Annotated in this window: 22 protein-coding genes, 1 tRNA gene and 1 pseudogene; 23 read left to right on the top strand and 1 reads right to left on the bottom strand. The window is 38.2% G+C overall.

Features of this window, described 5'->3' with window-relative positions; translation table 11 throughout:
- Window positions 1–236: 236 nt before the first annotated feature.
- The 10 genes and pseudogenes from ACMN7X_RS06790 (at window position 237) to ACMN7X_RS06745 (ending at window position 10,400) form a co-directional block, all read left to right on the top strand.
- Window positions 237–560 (top strand): nucleotidyl transferase AbiEii/AbiGii toxin family protein, encoded by a 324-nt coding sequence (locus tag ACMN7X_RS06790; RefSeq protein WP_418746713.1) that lies wholly within the window; start codon window positions 237–239, stop codon window positions 558–560.
- 44 nt (window positions 561–604) lie between these two features.
- Entirely contained in the window at window positions 605–4,546 is a 3,942-nt protein-coding gene (locus ACMN7X_RS06785; RefSeq protein ID WP_418746712.1) for a hypothetical protein, read from the top strand.
- Window positions 4,547–4,887: 341 nt separating this feature from the next.
- The gene (gene rhuM / locus ACMN7X_RS06780; protein ID WP_418746711.1) at window positions 4,888–5,811 is read left to right on the top strand and encodes a RhuM family protein; all 924 of its coding nucleotides are present in this window, start codon (window positions 4,888–4,890) and stop codon (window positions 5,809–5,811) included.
- A 387-nt stretch (window positions 5,812–6,198) separates the two neighbouring features.
- Window positions 6,199–7,254, top strand: coding sequence for a virulence RhuM family protein (locus ACMN7X_RS06775; RefSeq protein ID WP_418746710.1), 1,056 nt, complete (start codon window positions 6,199–6,201; stop codon window positions 7,252–7,254).
- A gap of 106 nt (window positions 7,255–7,360) precedes the next feature.
- A pseudogene (locus tag ACMN7X_RS06770) lies at window positions 7,361–7,441 on the top strand (low molecular weight phosphotyrosine protein phosphatase); the annotation flags it as partial.
- Between the two features lie 238 nt (window positions 7,442–7,679).
- Window positions 7,680–7,892: a helix-turn-helix domain-containing protein gene (locus tag ACMN7X_RS06765; RefSeq protein ID WP_418746709.1), complete on the top strand. Its 213-nt coding sequence runs from the start codon at window positions 7,680–7,682 to the stop codon at window positions 7,890–7,892.
- A 4-nt stretch (window positions 7,893–7,896) separates the two neighbouring features.
- Entirely contained in the window at window positions 7,897–9,159 is a 1,263-nt protein-coding gene (locus ACMN7X_RS06760) for a type II toxin-antitoxin system HipA family toxin (RefSeq protein WP_418746708.1), read from the top strand.
- A gap of 14 nt (window positions 9,160–9,173) precedes the next feature.
- Window positions 9,174–9,479 (top strand): helix-turn-helix domain-containing protein, encoded by a 306-nt coding sequence (locus ACMN7X_RS06755; protein ID WP_418746707.1) that lies wholly within the window; start codon window positions 9,174–9,176, stop codon window positions 9,477–9,479.
- Between the two features lie 90 nt (window positions 9,480–9,569).
- The gene (locus ACMN7X_RS06750) at window positions 9,570–10,232 is read left to right on the top strand and encodes a hypothetical protein (protein WP_418746706.1); all 663 of its coding nucleotides are present in this window, start codon (window positions 9,570–9,572) and stop codon (window positions 10,230–10,232) included.
- A 104-nt stretch (window positions 10,233–10,336) separates the two neighbouring features.
- Window positions 10,337–10,400, top strand: a tRNA-Thr gene (locus ACMN7X_RS06745).
- An 896-nt stretch (window positions 10,401–11,296) separates the two neighbouring features.
- Here the strand turns inward: ACMN7X_RS06745 and ACMN7X_RS06740 are convergent.
- Entirely contained in the window at window positions 11,297–12,187 is an 891-nt protein-coding gene (locus tag ACMN7X_RS06740; RefSeq protein WP_418746705.1) for a LysR family transcriptional regulator, read from the bottom strand.
- Window positions 12,188–12,335: 148 nt separating this feature from the next.
- On the opposite strand from ACMN7X_RS06740, the gene ACMN7X_RS06735 reads away from it, so the two are divergent.
- From ACMN7X_RS06735 to ACMN7X_RS06675, 13 genes are all read left to right on the top strand, one after another.
- Entirely contained in the window at window positions 12,336–12,929 is a 594-nt protein-coding gene (locus tag ACMN7X_RS06735; RefSeq protein ID WP_418746704.1) for a DapH/DapD/GlmU-related protein, read from the top strand.
- Window positions 12,913–13,908 carry an aldo/keto reductase gene (locus tag ACMN7X_RS06730; protein ID WP_418746703.1) on the top strand — a complete coding sequence of 332 codons (996 nt, stop codon included), beginning with the start codon at window positions 12,913–12,915 and terminating at the stop codon, window positions 13,906–13,908. Before ACMN7X_RS06735 ends, ACMN7X_RS06730 begins: the two co-directional genes overlap by 17 nt.
- Window positions 13,895–14,038: a hypothetical protein gene (locus ACMN7X_RS06725; RefSeq protein ID WP_418746702.1), complete on the top strand. Its 144-nt coding sequence runs from the start codon at window positions 13,895–13,897 to the stop codon at window positions 14,036–14,038. Before ACMN7X_RS06730 ends, ACMN7X_RS06725 begins: the two co-directional genes overlap by 14 nt.
- Window positions 14,039–14,297: 259 nt before the next feature.
- Window positions 14,298–15,686, top strand: a complete 1,389-nt coding sequence (locus tag ACMN7X_RS06720) for an MATE family efflux transporter (RefSeq protein ID WP_418746701.1) — start codon at window positions 14,298–14,300, stop codon at window positions 15,684–15,686.
- Window positions 15,679–16,296, top strand: a complete 618-nt coding sequence (locus ACMN7X_RS06715; RefSeq protein ID WP_418746700.1) for an AAA family ATPase — start codon at window positions 15,679–15,681, stop codon at window positions 16,294–16,296. Before ACMN7X_RS06720 ends, ACMN7X_RS06715 begins: the two co-directional genes overlap by 8 nt.
- Window positions 16,297–16,403: 107 nt before the next feature.
- The gene (locus ACMN7X_RS06710; RefSeq protein ID WP_418746699.1) at window positions 16,404–16,601 is read left to right on the top strand and encodes a hypothetical protein; all 198 of its coding nucleotides are present in this window, start codon (window positions 16,404–16,406) and stop codon (window positions 16,599–16,601) included.
- A gap of 192 nt (window positions 16,602–16,793) precedes the next feature.
- Entirely contained in the window at window positions 16,794–17,594 is an 801-nt protein-coding gene (locus tag ACMN7X_RS06705) for an NAD(P)H-binding protein (protein WP_418746698.1), read from the top strand.
- A 51-nt stretch (window positions 17,595–17,645) separates the two neighbouring features.
- Window positions 17,646–18,020 carry a hypothetical protein gene (locus ACMN7X_RS06700; protein WP_418746697.1) on the top strand — a complete coding sequence of 125 codons (375 nt, stop codon included), beginning with the start codon at window positions 17,646–17,648 and terminating at the stop codon, window positions 18,018–18,020.
- Between the two features lie 111 nt (window positions 18,021–18,131).
- A complete protein-coding gene (locus ACMN7X_RS06695; RefSeq protein WP_418746696.1) occupies window positions 18,132–19,526 on the top strand; it encodes a serine hydrolase domain-containing protein in 1,395 nt (464 codons plus the stop codon).
- 70 nt (window positions 19,527–19,596) lie between these two features.
- Window positions 19,597–19,740, top strand: a complete 144-nt coding sequence (locus ACMN7X_RS06690) for an HNH endonuclease (protein WP_418746759.1) — start codon at window positions 19,597–19,599, stop codon at window positions 19,738–19,740.
- Window positions 19,741–19,946: 206 nt separating this feature from the next.
- Window positions 19,947–20,534, top strand: a complete 588-nt coding sequence (locus ACMN7X_RS06685; RefSeq protein ID WP_418746695.1) for a type IV toxin-antitoxin system AbiEi family antitoxin domain-containing protein — start codon at window positions 19,947–19,949, stop codon at window positions 20,532–20,534.
- On the top strand, window positions 20,531–21,427 hold the full coding sequence (locus ACMN7X_RS06680) for a nucleotidyl transferase AbiEii/AbiGii toxin family protein (RefSeq protein WP_418746694.1): 897 nt from the start codon (window positions 20,531–20,533) through the stop codon (window positions 21,425–21,427). The genes ACMN7X_RS06685 and ACMN7X_RS06680 overlap by 4 nt, the downstream gene beginning before the upstream one ends.
- 113 nt (window positions 21,428–21,540) lie before the next feature.
- A complete protein-coding gene (locus ACMN7X_RS06675) occupies window positions 21,541–22,023 on the top strand; it encodes a low molecular weight protein-tyrosine-phosphatase (protein ID WP_418746693.1) in 483 nt (160 codons plus the stop codon).
- Window positions 22,024–22,114 lie beyond the last annotated feature (91 nt).

Here is a 22,114-nt window from a genome sequence, read left to right as displayed (position 1 = left end):
AAATAACGGTCAGTTCGTTCAGCGGTGTGCAAAATGAAAGCCGATGATTCGGACTAGTTTTCCAATCAAACAAGTTTTTATGTTTTTACTAACTGGAAATCAGTATCTTTGCTTGCTTGCAGTCTGGGGCATATATCAGCTTGCAGGCATATAAAGATATTATTTTTGAAAAGTGCTTTTTCTGCTTCCAAACGTAGATATGGAACACCACATCAAAAATATGTTCCTATGGTTTCGTGTCACAGAAGAAAACAGTTATTTTCAGAGGGGATCAGAACACAAGACCAAGGGATTATTACGATATATACATATTGTCAAAGTTACAAAGTTCAAATATTGAGACTGAAGCATTAAAGGCGGCACTGGACGCAACTGCAAAGAAGCGCGGTTCCGCGGATGTAATTAAGGATTATCTGAGAATTATGGAGACTATTGAAAAGAGCGAGGTTATGCAGAGACAGTGGAAGAATTATCAGAAGGATTTTGAATATGCGGTAGGGATTGAGTTTGGGGATGTGTGTAAAGTAGTTGTTGGTTTGATAGATAAGATTAATTTTTGATAATGACAGTAGATATTTTGGATAAGGTATTAGGAGAATTGACTATGGCAAAAAAGAAAAATGTTAAAAAGAAGAGCAAGACTAAATTAGTTTCAAAACCAAAGACTAGTATAGAAGAATTAAAAGATTCAAGAGATGGAGGACAAAATGCTTTAAGAGGATATTCTTATCAATTCCTTTATTCTTGCTATTTGCTGTTGTCTGAGGGAGAAGAAAATGTGATTTTCAACTTAGAAGGAATAGAAGATATCGATTATAGAATATGCGAAAATGATGGACAATCTATAACTCATATTCAGCTAAAATATTCTACAGTAAAACAAGATGCCAGTTTTATGCCGAGTGTGTTGAAAAATTTTCTGGAAGCTTACTTAATTGATAAAAACAGAAATTTTAAGCTTGTGTATGACTTTTCTGTAGCAACAGGCTATTTGAAAAAATTGTTGGAAGGAAAATTGGATTCAAATTCACAAAAGTATTGGAAAGCAGTTATTGAAAAGATAAAAAAAGAAAATTCTAATTGGAATTGGAATAATTATGGTTTTGAAGAATTTATTTCGAAAATATCGTATGAAAATGTAAAAAAATCGACACTTGAAGATGATGTTGAAAAGACACTGATCAATAATTATGGTATTACAACTGGCAATATAAAATTATATGCTAATAGTATGGAGATTTTTTGCTTAGATAAAATGGAGAGTAGAAGTGAGATTTCATTAGGCGATATAAAGAAATGTATTGAAGAAGTTAAATTTGATATAAGCATGGGTCCACAAAATCCTGCTCATAGTTGGATAAAGAAGATTGATTTTATCACTTCTTTAAATTCAGAGTCTGATTACTATGAAGGGAAAAAAGCAACGCCATTAGATATAGCAAACGGGTTGCCGGTGTCTCGTCCTATAATTGAAAGAGAATTAACTAATTCCGTTAATGATTATATGGTTACGATAATAAAATCATCAAGTGGACAGGGAAAAACCACTTTAGCACTGAAAACACAGTATGTTTTAAAAGAAGAATATACACCTTATCAAATCATATGCTGCAATAATAGAAAAGAACTTGGACATATTGTAGAATATTTTCATTCTAGAATTCGACTTGGTGAAAAACCATTGATTTTGCTTGATAACTTAGATGCTCATCTGAGTGAATGGAATCAGCTTGTTCAACTTATGCAATCTGATGTGGCATATAATTATAAATTCTTGGTAACTTCAAGAGAAAATGATTGGTACAATTATGGTGGGGATATAAGTAATATACACTCTATGAACATTATTAAGCCGATACTATCGAAAGAAGAAGCTATTGAGATTTTTAATACCCTACAAAAATCAGGTCATATACATTCTAAAATAATGGATTGGAAAAATTCTTGGGAAAAGATAGCTGAAAAAAAATTGTTGATAGAATATGTTTATTTACTTACGCATGGTGAAATGATCGCAGAACGTATTTCTGCTCAAATGAGTGAAATCGGGACTACTGCAGAAAGTGGAATTAAATTTGAAATATTAAGAACAGTATGTTTTGCTGACATATGCGGAACTAAATTATTAACAAGAAAGTTATTGCAAGATTTGTCAAGAAAATCATCTTATGATGTGGGAGAAATCCTGAAAAGTATGGTAGATGAATTTTTGGTTCATGTCAGTAAGGATGGGGATTATGTAGAGGGCTTGCATCCTGTGCGCTCACAGCATATTGTAAATCGTTTGCATGAATATTATCCATTTGAAGAAACAGCATATAATGTTACGAAACTTGCTGACATAAAAGATTTTGCTATTCTGTTCTCGCATTATCCGGAATTTGAATTTGATAAAGAAAAATTCTATTCAGATATTGTACAACAATGGTGGAATCTTGAAGATTTAAAATGTTTTGTGTTTGCGATACGTGGAACTTTTTCAGGTAGTGTCATGCAGTATTTTAAGCAAAATGAGGAAGTATTTAATGATGCTAATGATCATAATGGATTATATGTGTTAGCAACAGATATTTGCCCATTTGCACAATTTCAGGAAATAGATGAATCTTTACAAACTCTTGAAAAAATGAAGGAGTTAATGCCAGATAATCAAAATATTCAGTATTTATTAAGGTTACGAGATACCATTACAAGAATAGACATAGTTCAAACGGATATATATATTTTAAGCTCGAAGTTATACAATAAATTAAAAGAAATAAATACAAAAGATATTGCAGATATTGATTCATACGCACTGATATCAGATTGGTTATATAATATGGATATTTCGCTAAATTTAGCTACCAATATTAACTTGGAAAATCTTTGGGTTCGCGCAGAAAAATGTTCAATAGATACGGTTTCTTTATTGATGTATACATCTTATTGTGGAAATAGAGAAGTTTATAAAAGATTCATCACAGAAAATCTTGAAATAATATTGAAGTATCTGAAGTATAAGACCTTTTCTCACAGAATATTTGTAGCGGAAAATACAATCCATGTTGAATATGTACTTAGGTCAAGTGAGATACAAAAAGGAAATGAGGAAAGCGTTTCGCGTTTAAAATATATTTGCAGAACTTTACCTGTTTATGAAAAATATTATTCAGATGCTATAATGCCGCGGTTAGATATTTTGGAAGGCTATACGATACCGGATGATGCACATAAAGAGATGCCACGAAGAAACTTAGTGATTATGTTTCATCAAGAATTTACTTCTTTATGGATTAAAACGATACAAAGCAATTATGAATTTGACTCAGTGTCTGAATGGATAGAACATTGGTTCAATATCCGTCAATGTATCTGTGAAAGTTTAGATAAATTATGTATATGTATTTATAAACTTTTAGCAGGTAAAAAGATTGGTAGTACTGGTGTAGAATTTGATAAAAAGAGAGAAAAATTTGAAAGTATGGTATGTGGTGTATTATCATATCCTAAAGAGTATAGACCATTTGAAAAAGTAATAGATGTGCCTAAAAAGTTTACAAAAATACGACAAGAGTATTTTAACAGTATACAAAATTTTTTGCGACAAGTTGTTGGCTTGATAAAGAAGAATGAAAAGGATTCACGATTAGTTCTTTTTAATTTGAAACAAGCGACAGCGTCGTTATCACGTATGCATGAATTTTTTGAAAATATGGCACTGGAAGATGAATATATTACAAAGCATTTAAGATTATGTGAGTATGAATCTCAAAAAATCATTGAAACCGATATGTGTTGTAGATATTATTTGCAACATAATGCAGTTTTGAATTTTAATAAATATCAAGTAAAAAGTTGGTACATAGATATTTGCAAAAAGGAAATTAGTGAAGTAAATGTAGTATTCGAAAGTATGCAACATGAATATGATGCTGTTTTTCCTACTCGAGTTTATGAAGATGAAATATTCAAAAGCTATCCAATTATTTTTAAAGCATTTGATTTAACTAATGAAGAGATGATGCAGAATTTTATTGTAAATTCAGTAGCATTTGCGGAGAGTTCGTTTGACTATTTGATTGTTTTGATTTGCAATGATGAAAATTATATTCTGCCTATGGCACTTAAATTTCCAAAACGATTTTTTGAAACAGTACACGAAATTCTTATATCAGAAGATCAAAATGTGAAAAATTCGTTTATGACACCATATCCGGTAGATGTAACACCAGAAATGATGAAGTGCTTTGATTATGATATGGAATTGCAACCACAAAATATTAATCCATATATTCATAATATTGGTGATATAGGTGAGGAATTGTGGGTATATTCAAAAATTCGAGAATTACTTCATGATGAGGAAGATAAAATATATTGTGCTTATGAACTTAAGAAGGTGATGGATAAAATAGATATCATGCAAAAAGAAGTTCAGGATCATTTGGATTTAGAGATTGCTAATCAAATGAATGAACTTTGTTCTGCTGTATATTCTGGTGATTTGTTTGATGATGTACAACTTAATGAATTTATTCAAAGAGTACAACTTATGTATAGTTAATAGTTGGTATGTATAGGATGAGCGAGTTTCTGAGTGTTTAAAAGTAAATTTAAAGCAGAGGTTCCCAAAGAATTTTACTACTCCTCGTACCACTTTTGCCGACTAAGATATGCCAAAATATGCAAAGATTTGCCAAGAAATGAAAGGAAAAGACAAAAATGATAAAAGTATTATTTATCTGCCACGGCAGGAGGTGTTGATTGGATAAGATTTCTTTGATTTATGCGAGATTTTAAATGGAGTAGATAATTTGTACAACTGATTTACAACTTTTGAAAGATGCTCTGATATGATAATATAAAGAAAACTTGTGAATTGATACGACAAGGGCGGTGATGTGGATGAATGAATTAGTACTATTTGAAGCACAAGACGGAAGTGTAAAATTAAATGTTACTATAGCAGAGGAAACAGTTTGGTTGACACAAGCACAAATGGTACAGCTTTTTGATGTTTCAAAACAGAATATTAGTTTACACATTAATAATTGTTTCAGGGAAGGTGAACTGGATAAAACGTCAGTTGTCAAGGAATCCTTGACAACTGCTTCAGATGGGAAAAAATATCGAATCAAGTACTATAATCTGGATGTCATTATTTCCGTGGGATACCGTGTAAAATCAAAACGAGGTGTTGAATTCAGACGTTGGGCAAATTCTGTTTTAAAAGAATACATAATTAAAGGATACTCTGTGAACCATAACCGTATGAATCAGTTGAATGAGGTAATACGGGTTATGAAAAGAGTAGAAAATAGTCTTGACACTAGGCAAGTGTTGACAGTAGTAGAAAGATACAGTCAGGCATTGGAACTGTTGGATGCCTATGATCATCAGAATATGATACGCCCAAAAGGAAATAAGGCAACGTATATTCTGACTTATGAGGAATGTAGAAAAGTAATTGATAATATGAAATTTGGGAACAGTAGTTCTTTATTTGGGAATGAAAAGGATGATTCTTTCAAAGGAAGCATTGGTGCAATTTATCAAAGTTTTGCGGGAAAAGATTTATATCCTAGTTTGGAAGAAAAGGCAGCAAATTTATTATATTTTGTAACGAAGAATCACAGTTTTTCTGATGGAAATAAGCGGATTGCGGCAACGATGTTTCTGTATTTTTTAGACAAAAATGACGTGTTGTTTCAGGATGGAGAAAAGTTAATTGATGATCATACTCTTGTGGCACTTACTATTATGATTGCAGAATCAAATCCAGAAGAAAAAGAAATGATGATAAGTTTAATTATGAATTGTATAAAATAATTCTATGAAAGTCCAGAAATAACTCTGGAATCCTTTGTAAATCAAGTATTTGAGAAGAAATACAGGACTTATAAGGAGCGATATAAAAATGATAAAAATATTATTTATCTGCCACGGCAGGATTTACCGGGCACGAGAAAAGTGTTGAAAATTGAGCATTTCCTGGGTTCCTTACTCAGTTTTACCAATGATTTACCAATATTTCTGGAGAGTCGGGCTTGCAGATTTTGATAACAGAATACACATGGGTTGAAAGTAATAAGACGGTTAAACGGAATAAGATATCAAGGGCGTGGCAGGATTCTTCCAATACAGAAGGGGACTAATCCTATTAGAAAAAATGGGGAGGAAAATGATAATGGAATACAGTAAGGAAGGTGCTGTGATATGGTAGAAAATAAAAAAAAAGAATTGATTATTCGCAGCTCCGCAGCGGAATATCTGACCTTTGTGGCCTCTACCGGAGAGAGCGATGCCAGCTTTGAAATGCGCTATGAAGATGAGAACATCTGGCTGACGCAGAAGATGATGGCGGCGCTGTATGACGTTGGGCTGCCCACCATCAATGGGCATATCAAAAAGATTTATGCTGACGGAGAATTGATGGAGGAGGCAACTATTCGGAAATTCCGAATAGTTCAGACGGAAGGTGCAAGGCAGGTCAGCCGTGAAGTTGCCCATTATAATCTGCAGCTGATTATCGCTGTGGGTTTCAAGGTGAATAATCAGCGTTCTGTACAGTTTCGCAAATGGGCGGGGCAAATTGTAAAGGACCATACCATTCAGGGCTGGACAATGGATGCGGACCGCCTGAAAAAAGGGCATATGTTTACGGATGAATACTTTGAGCGGCAGCTGCAGCAGATTCGTGAAATACGGCTATCCGAGCGAAAGTTTTATCAGAAGGTCACAGACCTGTACGCAACAGCTTTCGATTATGATAAAAGCGCAAAGACAACCCGCCTGTTCTTTCAGACAGTGCAGAATAAGATGCACTTTGCCGTTCATCGGCACACAGCCGCGGAACTGATCGTGGAGCGTGCTGACGCGGCTAAGGAACACATGGGGCTTACCACATGGGAGAATGCACCGGATGGCAAAATCCTGAAAGCGGATGTGACGATTGCCAAGAATTATCTGAGCAAAGAGGAAATGAACTATCTGGAGCGCATTGTGTCGCTGTATCTGGATTATGCCGAACTGCAGGCTGAGCGTAAGATTCCGATGAGCATGGAGGACTGGGCAAAGCGGTTGGACGGATTTTTGGAGTTCAATGGCAATGAATTACTGATCGGCCCCGGAAAAATCAGCGCAGAGCAAGCGAAGCTCCATGCTGAGACCGAATATGAAAAGTATCGGATTATACAGGATCGCCTTTACGAGAGTGACTTCGACCGCTTTCTCATGTTGGAGCAGGAGGTGAACCGCAAAGATGAAGTTTAGTTTCAATGAGCTCCATTCAAAGTGACATTCAAAGTGTCACCTTGAATGTCACTTCGAATGGAACGGAGATGGAGGTTTCTGCTACGGCAATATTTGTCGTTCGCCGATGGCGGAATTTGTTTTTAAGGATATGGTTGCGAAGGTTGGTTTAAGCCCTTCTTTTGAGATCGCGTCTGCGGCGACAAGCCGGGTGAAAAGTGATTTCCGGGAGGCCGTATTTTTGCGGCCTCTCTTTTGCATTGTCATGCATCCGGAGGAAGCTGCTGGTGGCAGGTTATAGAAAATTTTGCAAAGTCGAATCATGCTAATATTTATTGACACAGCCGAACGGCTAAGAATATAATGTTTTATATAAAAATAAGCCGAACGGCATAAAAAGATATTAAAAAATAAGAAATAAGCCGAACGGCAAAGTGGGGAAGTCTATGAAAATTATTGATTCAAAGTCTTTAGGACAAGCGATACGCGAGAGAAGAAAAGAGTTAAATTATACCCAGGCATTTTTAGCGGAATTTACCGGTCTTAGTGTTACCTTTATCTCTGATGTGGAGAGAGGGAAATCAACGGCAGAAATTGGAAAAATCATAGAGTTACTTCACGTCCTGGGGATGGATGTATTCGTAGAGAGAAGAGGATAGGGTTATGCGGGACTTGTTGATCCAGATAGAACTAAATGGAGAAAATGTTTATGTAGGAGATATTGTTGGAAATGATTCTAAAGATGCGTGTTTTACATATGCTGAAAGTTACGTAAATGTTCCCGAGCATAGATCAATATCTATCAGCCTTCCATTAATGGATAGAACTTTTGACGCTCAGGCTACCAGAAATTTTTTTGAAGGTTTATTGCCCGAGGGATTTACAAGAAGATGTGTCGCTGAATGGATGCATGCGGAAGAGAATGATTATTTATCTATTCTTGCCGGTCTTGGGCAGGAGTGTTTGGGAGCAATAAAAGTTATTGATGAAAGTATCGCGGAAATAAAGCCTGAGTATAGAAAATTAACAAATGAAGAGGTGAAAAAGCTGGCAAAAGAAGGGGCAGCAGAATCCGCAGAGCTTGTGACAAAATCTCATTTATCACTGACAGGTGCATCAGGAAAGGTTGGACTGTATTATGATGGGAAACATTGGTTTCTGCCAATTGGAGAGGCACCAAGCACTCACATTGTAAAGCAGAGCCATATCAGATTGAAAAGAATCGTCTGGAATGAACAATTGTGTTTACTTACTGCAAAAAAACTTGGAATTGAAATACCGGATAGTTTTATCATTCATCTTGGAAGTGCAGAAGATGAAGATGTATTGTTTGCAACGAAACGATATGATCGAAAAATGAATGATAATTGTAGAAGGCTTGATGGCATGCCAGTACCATATAGATTGCATCAGGAAGACTTTTCGCAGGCACTTGGAATTTCATCTGCGGAAAAGTATGAAAAAAATAATTCCGGTTATCTGCGGAAAATGTTCGAGGTTTTACGGAATTATTCGGTAGATCCTATCACAGATCAAATGAAATTGTGGGATATCTGCGTGTTTAATTATTTGATTGGGAATACAGATAATCATATCAAGAATCTTTCATTAATATACAGCGAGGATCTGAAATCGATTCGCTTGGCACCTGCTTATGATATTGTAAGCACGATGGTTTATGAGAGCAGCACCGAAGATATGGCACTCAGCATTGGTGGAACATATTGTATCCGGGATATTACCAGAGAGTCTTTTGAAAAAGAGGCGCGCAATGTGGGCTTAGGAAACAAGATGGCGATGAAAAGATTCGACACAATGGTTGAAAAATTTCCTGATGCATTGAGGTCGGCGGCTAATGAACTAAGCCGGCAGGGGTTTGATGGAATAGAAGAGCTCTGCGAGTTGATTTTAAAGAGAAATAAATAGAGAGGAGTGGTATCATGATTCCGGTAATCAGCAGGAAAGAAACAGGTTTAAAGTTAAGAAAAATCATGGATGAAAAAGGTTTTACTGTAAAAGATGTTCAACAGTATTTGGAACTTGGAAGTATTCAAAGCGTCTATCATTGGTTAAATGGAATCAGTATGCCTACCATAGATAATCTGTATGCGTTGAGTGAACTGTTTCAAATTCCTATTGATGAAATGGTTTGCGGAAATAGAAAGAAATATGTATATCAGCCAAAAACGCCACAGGGAAGACGGTTGTATGCATATTATGCGGAATTGAATAAGCGGGCTGCGTAGAATTATACTACAAGTTCAATGACAAATGAGCAAGTCTCCCTTAAAATTATTTCCAGGAAGTATTTAGGAATGATTTGAGGGAGGATTTTTATGAGCGAAAAGATGTTAGTAACACAGGCCTTGGATGAAAGAGATCTGTTGGTAAAGAAAATAACGGATAAAATTGCAAAAGCGAGCTTTGTAGATACGGTTAAACCGAATGAGGATAAAGTATATGCAAAGAGAATCGATAAAGCAGAGTATGCGAAAGAGGCCGAAGCCTCTTATCAGCAGATTAATGATTTGATCGAACGTTTCCAAAAAATTGATGCTGCTATCGTGGATTCTAACGCAAAGACGGAAGTTAGGACTTCTTATGGAATATTTACAGTTGCCGGAGCAATTTCGCTTAGAAGCAGACTTCGCGGTATGGATTCCTATGACGGGGATGCGGATTTTGAAGGCAAATTGAGAGAAAAATTGAATAATGAATATAATGAACGTGTTCGATTCTGCGATATGAAGAATAGTCAGCTTCAGTCAACAGCAGAAAACATGCGTTTGAGTATTCTGGGTCGGGATACCAAGGCAAAAGATGATAAGCCATTAGGTGTGGTTGATGCTTACGTAAAAGAAAATACTACAGAATTGGTGGATCCTTTGGATATAAAGAAGAAATTGGAATTGTTGGAAGAGAAGCGAAATATTTTGCTTACAGAACTGGATACACAAATTAAAGTATCTAATGCAACGACATTTATTGAAATAGCATAAAGACATTGCCTGCATTACGAAAATCCTAAACTTAGTTTCCCTGTAACGGGGTTATGTTACAAGAAGAGTATACCAATTCTGATTAAATTGGGTAGCTGCTTAAGGGATGGCGTAATGGTAACGCACATGATTAGTGATCATGATTTGTGGGTTCGAGTCCTACTTCCGGAAAAAGTGGTTTGCGAACGATGTTGCAGGACATCTCCAGTTGTTAATTGTTTTGGATTTTGTTTGAACTGTTATCATTAAATAGTCAACGATTTTGTTCTTGAACAGTTTTAGTTAAATAGAAAACTTTTCTTTAGGCATAGGAATGTGCTGAAATCCGTGGAGAAGGTTAAGGTGAGAAACTGATTGACCGGGGATAAGCCTCATGGCTGTAATGTAGGCAGATTATGAATGGAAGCCGTGGCGAAAGCTGCGGCTTTACTCTATATAAGATATAGAAAAATATAATATATTTACTCAGGTAGTCGGGAGGACGTGCTCTCATCCGATCCGAGCTTGACGGAAAGGATGATGATTATGAGTACATATGAAGAATTCATGATAATCTTGAATGTAGTGTCATTGATTGTATTGATTCTAAATATGAAAAATAAAAAGTAGCCGTCCGCACCTGGCAAGTTTTGGACCGCTACTTTTGTAGATTGTTATAAATTCGCCGGGTTAGGTGAAGTGCACTCACCTTCCGATTGCTTGTTAAGTATATTATAGTTAATAATTCAGTTGAATGCAAGACGGATATAAAAAAATTATACTATAGGTTTAATGCCAGTATTTTTCTGGAGCAGAATGAAATGACAAAAGATGATTACGTTATTATTTGTGGTGACTTTGGTGGTGTATGGTAAAAAAATAGAATAGTGCCTCCAGTAAGGCGATGCTGCTTACCTATTGGGATATTCCCAGGACAGAGCCTGAAAATCAGACTCTGTCTTCGGTAACTAATGACATATCTTATATCAGTTTTTTCTGTTTACACAAAACTTGAAACTCTCTCACTGGGAATGAATCTGCCCCCAGTCCTGGCGATGACCAGTCCATTTGGGATACTCCCGCACTTACAGGGATGTAGGTGTCTTTTCTGCTTTTAATTGTTGAAGAAATATATTTGAGGCCCTTGAAAGAACCTGGTATTTTTTCCAAACAATGCAAAGTTCTGCTTCCATTGGGGGAAAAAGTGGTTTAAAGCATAGATTATTGTCCTCTGTCGTATTGATCAACCTGTCCAATGCGATCACGTATCCAAAGCCTTTTTTAACAAATTGCGCCGCATTGTATATTAAATCGTAGGTTGCAACGATATTGAGTTTAGAGATATCTGTCTTTAACCAATGTAACATTTCTGTATTGATTGAGGACTGATGTGATACGATCAAAGGCTTATCCCATAAATCTTCTGCGCAGACTGTTTCCTTTTTGGCTAACGGACTGTCTTTGCGCATCAATACACCCCATACATCTTTTTGAGGAAGTTTGAGGTAATTATACTTGCTTGTGTCTGCTTCTCCAACCAATAATCCGAAGTCGATTAAGCCTTTATCCAGTTTTTCCATAACCCGTTCCGCATCGCCGCTGTAAATATGGTAGTGAATAAGAGGGTGCCTTTTCTGCAAATCGCAAGCTGCCTGCGCCAAAAAGGAAATATTTTCTGTTTCTCCGCAGCCAATATAAATATCGCCATTGATGTTCTCGCTGGAAGATGCCAGTTCCGCCTTTGTCTTTTCCATTAAATCAACTAATTCCTCTGCACGTTTACGGAGCAGCATTCCGTCCTCAGTCAATGTGATTTTTTTACTTCCGCGAATGAATAGCTGTTTTCCTAATTCTTCTTCCAAATCTTTTAACTGTCTGGAGAGCGGCGGCTGTGTCATGCGCAGAGTTTCCGCTGCCTTTGTGATGCTTTCTTCTCTTGCGACTGCAAGGAAGTACTGTAATACCCGAATATCCAATTGGAAGGCCTCCCTGATCGTGTTTTGTCTTAACAATAGCAGAAGAAGGCATACTTTTCAAGTATGGAACATCATTCTATATATGTATTTGATATTTTACTTGCGTCAAATTACAATAGAGTCAGAAAGGTGAAAGGAGATGTCAATCATGACTATAAAGGAAGTAATCGGCGGATTTCGGGGAGATGCAGAAGATAATGCCGAGCGGGATGCGTATGCAAATGAACTTTTTCAGGAGGCTGTCCGCATCGGAATGGAGCTTAATACGAAGTATCATACACCAGAGGAACTTCGGGAGATTATGAGCAGACTGATCGGAAAAAGGGTAGACAGTTCTTTTCGAATGTTTCCTCCGTTTTATACGGATTTTGGAAAGAATATCACAATCGGGAAGGATGTCTTTATCAATTCAGGATGCCATTTTCAGGATCAGGGCGGAATTGAGATTGGGGACGGCGCATTGATTGGTCATAATGTTGTACTGGCAACAATCAACCATGATCTGAATCCAAAAGAAAACAGGAAAAATCATTATGCGCCGATAAAAATTGGTGCCCATGTATGGATTGGTTCTAATGCAACCATATTGTCGGGCGTGACCATTGGCGATTATGCGGTGATTGCGGCGGGGGCCGTAGTGACACGGGATGTTCCTGCTATGACAATAGTGGGAGGCGTTCCTGCAAAAGTGCTGAAGGTGGTTCAAGAGGAAAAGGAGGAGCGGTATGAAACGGCAATATAGTCTTATGTTGGTTGTTCTGCTTATCGTTATGTTATCAGCCTGTGGAAAACAGGCAGAGACGGAATCCGCTGCGGATAAGGATACAGAACAGTATGAGGAGACTGAAAGTGTAGAAACGACAGAGCAGGTAAGACAGGAGGGTGATAATACAATGGCAGGAGATATTTCTTTTAATTTTGAAACAAAGACAGTTTTATTGAACAGTGGGTATGAAATGCCCATATACGGAATTGGCACATATAGTCTGACCGGGGATACCTGTGTGGAGTCTGTCACGGCGGCATTAGATAGTGGAGTCCGTCTGATTGATACTGCCTATATGTATCATAATGAGGAAAGTGTGGGAGAGGCTGTGAGAAACTCCGGTATACCGAGGGAGGATATTTTTGTCATCACAAAGTTGTATCCGAATCAGTTCGCTGATCCGGAAGCTGCGATTGAGGAGGCGCTTGACAAATTAGATATAGAATACATTGACATGATGCTGCTCCACCACCCCGGAGATGGCGACGTGGAGGCTTACCTTGCAATGGAAAAAGCGGTTGCGGAAGGCAAAATCCACTCATTGGGTTTATCAAACTGGTATGTGGAAGAACTGGAGGAATTTTTACCGCAGGTAAATATTACGCCTGCTTTGGTTCAGAATGAAATACATCCGTATTATCAGGAAAATGATGTGATTCCATATATTCACAGTCTCGGAATTGTGGTGCAGGGCTGGTATCCGCTCGGCGGAAGAGGACATACGGCAGAATTACTTGGAAATGAGGTGATTTCGGAAATTGCGGCGGCGCATGGCAAATCATCGGCTCAGGTTATTCTGCGGTGGAATCTGCAAGAGGGCGTCGTGGTTATTCCCGGTTCCAGCAATCCTGATCATATTCAGGAAAATACAGAATTGTTTGATTTTGAATTGACGCAGGAGGAAATGGAGCGTATCAACGCCCTTGATCGTGGCGAAAAGCATGACTGGTATTAGAATAATCTGCAAGGTGGATCTGTTTCAGCACAAAGTTGGTGCGGCGGTCACGGCGGCACGCCGGGGAGGCGCGCTCACCACACTTGATGCAATGTATCATTTCTTTATGCTGCAGAATATAACACGATGAAAAATTTAGGCAGAAATATGGCATATTTACTGAAGGCATTGGAAGAAAGGCGGAATGGTCAATGAGAAGATAGATTGAAAAAAAATTTGATTTTTTAGACATGATGTGATATTATTACTGTGTGCGCGAGTGTTACGGCATGGAATCCTGCATGGATTCCATGCCGTATTTTTTTTTGTAACCTGTATTGAAAGGATGGTGATAGCGGCATGGTTCAAAAAACATTTTTGCGCTTAATCGTAAACAAGGAGGTACTTTTATGGAACAAGATACATTTAATCCACTTGCAACAGAACATATAGGCAAATTGCTGCTTCAATACGCAATCCCCAGCATTATTTCCCTGTTGATCGGTTCCCTATATAATATCGTCGATCAAATCTTTGTCGGTAATGGTGTTGGCTATCTTGGAAACTGCGCCACATCAATCATATTTCCGTTGACGGTTATCGGTTTGGCAATAGCGTTGCTGATTGGAGACGGAACAGCCGCTCACTTAAGTTTGTGTCAAGGGAGAAATCAAACAGAGGATTTTCACTTTTGTCTGGGTAATGGTTTAGTGCTGTGTACTATTTTAAGCATAATTTACATGATTTTCTTTTTTATGTTCACAGATAGTATTCTAACTGCTTTTGGAGCAACAGAAGTCACACTTCCCTATGCCAGAGAATATGGCACAGTAATTTTTATGGGCATGCCTTTTTATATGATTTCAAATCTGCTCAGCGGAGTCATCCGGGCGGACGGCAGCCCTCAAATATCTATGTTAGCTATGGCATCCGGGGCCGTATTCAATGTTATTTTTGACCCTATTTTCATTTTCGTTTTTCAAATGGGTGTTCAGGGAGCAGCTATTGCTACAATTTTGGGACAGATCTTGTCGTGTGTGATTGCGGTACTCTATCTGTTGAAAAGCAAAACTTTTCGTTTGAAATTAAAAAGTTTTCGCCCTAAATTTGGAGCTGTAGCGCAGGTGTTGCCGCTTGGTATTTCAAGCTTTTTAACACAAGCCGCTATTGTACTTACTTCCGGTGTTTCTAACATGCTTTTAGTAAAATACGGCGTAGATTCTGTTTATGGTTCAGATATCCCTATAGCGGTTATGGGCATTGTTATGAAAGTTTTTGCTATTGTGATCTCTATTGCAATTGGCCTTGCAATCGGTTCACAACCCATTATCGGATTTAATTACTCTGCCGGAAACTATAAACGAGTGCGTGATACATTTAGGCTGACGACAATACTGACTGTTGCAGTTGCGGCTGTTGCGACAATTATTTTTGAATTTTTCCCTCATGTTTTGATTCGTGTTTTTGGTAATGAGGGAGAAGCTTATGTCACCTTTGCGGTTTTGTGCTTTCGAATCTATTTGTGTCTGATACTGTTTACCTGTTTTCAGAAAAGTGCGGGTGTGTTTTTGCAGGCAATAGGCAAACCGATACAATCTATTATTGTATCTATCAGCCGTGATTTGCTTTTTCAGTTCCCGGCTATGATAATTATGTCGTCACTCTGGGGAATCACAGGACTTTTATGGGCAGCTCCTGCAGCTGACATTTTGGCATTTGTAATCGCATTGATATTTGTTATTGTTGAAATGAAACATATGGAGCGGGTTATAAAACAAAGGGGGATTAGCCATGAATAGCAAAACAATAATTACGATCGGAAGAGAAAAAGGCAGCGGTGGTCACTATATCGGCCAGCTCCTGGCCGTCCGGCTGGGTATTAAATGCTATGACAACGAAATCTTGTATGAAACTGCGAAACAGAGTGGTTTTACAAAAGAATTTATTGAGGAGTTTGAGGAAAAAAGGCCAAGTAGATTTTTATATTCCCTGGCAATGGGAAATGCTGCGGTATCTTATAACCAACCGTTACATCAACAATTATATCTTGCCCAAACTAAGGTCATAAAGGATATTGCCGAGAGAGAATCCTGTATTTTTGTAGGCCGTTGTGCCGATTATGTGTTGAGAGATATGCCGGAAGTGTTAAGGGTATTCGTTCATGCTTCGATGTCTGATTGCGTCAAACGGATACAAATGACAACAAACGTTACCCGACAGGAGGCCGAACTGCTTATCATGCGAACAAACAAGACACGTTCCGAATATTATAGGCATTTTACAGATAAAACTTGGGGAAACTCAAAAAATTATCATTTATCCATTGATTCCAGCGATCTGACCGCAGATGGCGCAGCCGATTTGATTATGGAACATTTGAAGATACGGGAGAAATATCAGAATAGATAATAAACAATCTTGCAGTACCAAAAGAAAACGTGTCACAGGCTGTTTTCTGCCTGCCTGTTTGTTGGAAATGTACTTGTAATCTTTAATGAAAGGACGGTGATAGCAGCATGGCACAACAAAATACACATACATCTGTTTATTATGGTTCAACAAAACCAGCTACAGATGTAAAAATTGAAAATATTATACACTATCTCTGCGACAGCGGACCCGGTTACTGCAAGCGTTGTCCAAGTCAATGTGCTTATGGCAAAAGATTTTTGAGAGAATTTGCAGAAAATAGCAAGGAAACAAACAGTAAATGATAAGCTATAAACTTACAGTTGTTCTTCGCAATTGTGAACTTGTTATAAGCGTATATAACTGATTAACAATCAAATTCATATATTATAGCTGTACCTGTAGAAAAGGTAAAGAATGCCATGATAGAAATAGCATTAAGACCTTGGAGAGAGCCTATAAACACTACTACTTTATAATACAAGCGAGGTATCAAAATGAACTTTTTAATTACCGGAGCCACTGGAACCGTCGGCAATATTTTGGTAAATAATCTTTCGCAAAAACAGGAAAATATCGTTGTTCTTATGCGCAATCCCAACAAAATGGCTTTTTCAGGCAATGTCACAAAAGTACAGGGTGATTTGTCTAATGCTTTTGCGTGGAAAGACAGTTTAAAAGAGATAGATGGCCTTTTCTTGCTGCTTACTCCGGATGGTGATCCTGCCATTATCCAATATGCTGCAGAAGCGAATGTTAAACACATTGTTGCTCTTTCAGATGGTACAAGGTACCCAACAGAGGAAGCCCTGTATCAGTCGAAATTAAACTGGACGATGCTTTTTCCTGTGGAATTTATGAAGAATACACTGATCTTTTGGCAGGAATCTATTCGCACACAACATATCGCCCGCACTCCTTTTCCCGATGCGAAAGGCGCACTGATACACGAAGCGGATATTGCGGAAGTTGCGGAAGTTGTTCTGTGTAATGCCGGACACGAAAAAAAATCGTATTATCTCACGGGAGCCGAAATTTCCACACCGCGTTTGCGAATACAGTCGATTGCTGAAGCAATCCATAGGCCTGTACAAATGGTGATCCAGACTGAGGAAGAAGCAAGGGCGGAATATGCAGGTTTGGGATTTTCGGACGCTTTAATTGATTATGCGATTGAATCCAATAAGCACCCTGAACCATATATGTACACTGTCCTGCCTACTGTTCTGGAATTGACCGGTCATCCGGCTCGTTCTTTTGAACAATGGGCGCGGGAACACGCCACTGATTTTATTTAGTTCGGTTCCAAAGTGCATTTGGGCACTTAATCATAAATGAGGAGGTAAATTATGAGAAACCAAAGAAGTGAAACTTGTCTGCTCTGTCCTAATCATTGCCCGACAACCCACCTAAAATGTGGAAAAGGACACGCACATTTTAAGAACAATAACAAGACAACAGGAAACCGTTACTCTCACCGTAAATCTTTCAGGGGCTTTGGCGGTGAAAAAAAAGAATATTTAACAGCAGACTTGTCCAAGGACAGTCTGCCATATTTGCTGTTTTATAGTAGCCATTATCTTCACAAAATGCTCCATGGAAGAAGTATCGAAGATGAAAAACGGTTATTCGCTTGTTTAGACGAAACAGAACAAAACCAATTAAAAATACTTTTACAAAAACTGTTGACCCATTGGGGACAATACAAAGGAAAAGCCGAATAATGGTAAATTGATCGATGCTATACTCTTATGATTCTATGGTGGAAAAAGGCATTTTCTGTGTTTTTTGCTTGAGTTTACCAATGATTTATTAATATTTCTGGAGAGTCGGGCTTGCTAAGTAATAAAATATTATGGTTTGTAATGACAATGATTCTATGTTTAGCTTTTTGCGGGGAGATAGTTTCGGCAACCGAAAAAAGTGTAGATTATGAAGCAATTAGCGCACAAATTGCGAGGGATGTTGAGGAAAATCATATTCCAGGAATGGCTGTATGTGTCGTGGATAAGGATGAAGTTATATTTGAAGAAACATATGGAAATTGTATAAGTGTAGAACAACCATTTATTATTGGCTCTATGAGTAAATCTTTTACTGCAATATCAATTATGCAACTTCAAGAGAAAGGAAGAATTGATTTGGATGCTTCAATTTCTCAATATATAGATGCTTCAGAATGGTTTATTAATCCGACTGATAGTAATGAAATAACAATACGAGATTTGCTTAATCAGACAAGTGGAATAGATACATATCAGACTTTGGGCAAATTAGAGAGAACAGATTCTTATGGCACTCACGTTTATGCAAATGCAAATTATGGTTTACTTGGATTGATTATTGAAACTGTTAGTGGAATGTCATATGAGGATTATGTAACAGAAAATATATTTAATCCGTTAGGTATGGATCGTTCAGCGGCATCGTTAGAAAAAGCAAAAGATAATGGCTTGATTGAAGGATACAGAAACTACTTTGGGATTCCCGTTGCAGGAGAAGCTGATTATCCGGAAGCTATTCATAATGGTACCTGGACTAATGTACCTGCAGGATACATTTCTTCTGGTTGTTCGGATATGGGTAAATATTTACAAATGTATTTAAATGACGGAGAAGATATAGTAAATGAAGAAAGTATAGAATCCGTACTTTATGATAATGTTTCTGTTAATAATGGCTCCTATTATTATGGAATGGGATGGATGTATTCCGAAAAAATGTATAGCCAACCGATTTTGTGGCATGCAGGACTGGTAGAGAACTATACTTCAAATATGTTTATTCTTCCAGAGGAAGGAATAGCTGCAGTTGTTCTTGCAAACATGAATGATTATCTGGTAACCAATAATATTATCGGGAATATTATTAATCCTCTTATTGGTGAGGAGAGAAATGATTTGCCTGATTTGTATCTCATTTTACATGGAGTAATTGACGTCGTATGCATTTTGTTATGCACATTAAGCGTGTATAGTATATCAAGAGCATTCCATTGCAAGAATAAGGAAAGAACCTTAAAAGCAACTGTGTTGGATATCATGGTTTATATTTTGGTGCCAATCCTATTGTTGTGTATTCCATTTATGGTAAATACACCAGCTCGCGTTCTATGGCTGTTTGTTAAAGATTTGTGTATAGTAATTTATGCTAATGCAACGATATTGATATTATCAGGAGTATGTAGGATGATATTTTATAAAAAGGAAACGAATGCTGAGTTGAATTAAAATTCAATAGCCCAACAAAAATTTCAGATTGTGTTCGGCGCGCTTGCGGCAGGTTGCCTTTGCTTTGAACGTGTCTACTGAAGAGAGCCATCACAAGCTGCCTTTGAGTGAAGTCGGAATGCACGATCGCAGTAACCTGACCGCACTGTGCAAGTCATGGCATTCAGGCATACACGCGAAGAGAGGGGACTATTGGGAAAACTGTTGCGGATAGGAGTGGTGAAATCTCTATATGTAAGGCTTCCAGGGAACGGCGCGGGGCACATATGTAAAATCGCGAAAAGAAAGACAGAGGTATGGAGTTGTATGTTCACCTCAGATTTTGATTGACAAACAGTCGGTTTAGTTATAATATTTGATTGAAATTCGGCAGAATAGGAAAATGCCGAAAACAAATTAAACAGAATCGAGGTGGAAAAGATGGCAGGAACCGAGGTCCTTCCTGAAGATCAGAAGATTTTTTCCATGCAGGAGCTTAAGAGCAGAGGCTTCTCACAGTATAAGGTCAGTAAGCTGGTCAGTGAAGGAAAGCTTATAAAATTGAATAAGAGCTATTACGAGAACGCAGAGTATTGTGGAGAGGAATCAGATTTTTATTATGCAGAGGCCTATGCGCCGAAAGGTGTGATCTGCCTCCTCAGTGCAGCAGTCTATTATCATCTGACGACATTCGTTCCGGATGCAGTTGATGTTGCCATTCCGAGGAAGGCGAAGATATCTACTATGCCGGAGTGGCCGCAGATGAATGTCCATCATTATACAGATGACAGACATGAGCTGGGAGTCACAACGGTCAGGGAAGGTAAGAATGAGTTCCAGATCTACGATATGGAAAAGACTGTCGTGGATATCGTGTTTTACAGAGAGAAGGTCGGGATAGAAGAAACCAGGGAAATCCTTGTGACCTATCTGCAACGGAAGGATCGGAATCTGAACCGCCTTCTAAAATATGCAGAATTGATGAAATGCGATAAAGCGATGAGACAATATCTGGAGGTGCTCATATGATAAGTGCGATATCAGTAAAAAACAGACGGAAGAATCAGGCTGTTGCAAACGGGAAGACGTTTCAGGAAGTACTGACGGCGTATGGGTTGGAAAGAACCGTATACAGACTGTCGGTGTCAGAATATGTGGAGCGTTTTACTCTGAAGGGCGGTATATTCCTGTATGCTCTTTTTGAAGGTGAATTTGCAAGAGCCACAAGAGACATTGATCTTCTGGCAAGAAACATGCCGAATAATGTGGAGGATATGAAGAAAGTATTTGAAAACATATTCTCTATCGAGTGCGATGATGCATTGCGGTATGACTTGGGCACGCTGAATGTAAAGAATATAACAGAATTCAAGGAATATCACGGCATAAGTGTGTCCATTATGGCATATTTGGACAGGACAAAAGTTCCGGTATCTATTGATATCGGGTTTGGTGACGTCGTTTATCCGGACAGAGTGAAGATGGATTTTCCGGTGCTGCTCGATATGGAAGTGCCCGAAATTTACGCGTATTCGATCTCTTCGGTAATCTCTGAGAAGTTTGAAGCAATCGTTTCTCTGGGAGATGCCAACAGCAGATATAAAGACTTCTATGATATCTACATACTTGCTGATCGGTACGATCTTGATGGAACGGAGCTGAAGGAAGCAGTCAAAGAAACATTTGACCACAGAGGTACCGGATTCGGTGATATATTTGCTTTCACGAATGACTTCATAACAAGCGAGATTCATCAAAACAGGTGGAAGGCATTTTTGAAAAAGAAAAAGGCACTGGTGAAAGCAGAACTGGTTGATGTGGTAGATTTGTTGCGAACATTACTGCTGCCTGTTGTTGACAGTATAACCGATGATCAGAAATACACCGCAAAGTGGGATCATGAATTCCGAAGCTGGAAATAGAAAACAATAAGTTGATCAATTGTGTACAAATTGAGAGAGTGGAACGAAACATAAAGAGGTAGTTTTATGAACAAAGAAGTAATTTTACCAAAAAGCAGGAAGGAGTTTTGGTTATGATTAGAGTACTTTTTTGCTGCCACGGCAATATTTGTCGTTCGCCGATGGCGGAATTTGTTTTTAAGGATATGGTTGCGAAGGCTGGTTTAAGCCGTTCTTTTGAGATTGCGTCCGCGGCGACAAGCCGGGAGGAGATTGGAAATCCGGTGCATCCGGGTACCCGGAAGATTTTGGAGCCGCTTGGGATCAGCTGCCGCGGAAAGTATGCGGTTCAGGCAACGAAAAGCGACTATGCCCATTATGATTATCTGATTGGTATGGACAGTTGGAATATAAGGAATATGCTGCGTATTTTTGGCAGTGACCCGGAGCATAAGGTTTATAAGCTGCTTGAGTTTGCCGACCGCCCGGATGATGTGGCGGATCCATGGTATACGGGAAATTTTGATGTGACCTATCGGGATGTGCTTGAAGGCTGTGAAGGACTGCTGAAACATATTCAAAAGGAGAGGGGGCTGTCGGTTAATAGACAGTTCTAAACAGGGAGGTATGTGACTCGTCCGAGTCACATACCTCCCTGAAATTTTTCTATAAAAAGAGAAAAAGATGGCTAACGACAACCATCTCCTC

Origin of the sequence: Frisingicoccus sp. (assembly GCF_048388605.1) — a bacterium.
Classification (GTDB): Bacteria; Bacillota; Clostridia; order Lachnospirales; family Lachnospiraceae; genus Frisingicoccus.
Note: the sequence above shows the minus strand (reverse complement) of the source record. Positions and strands in the feature narration are given on the sequence as shown.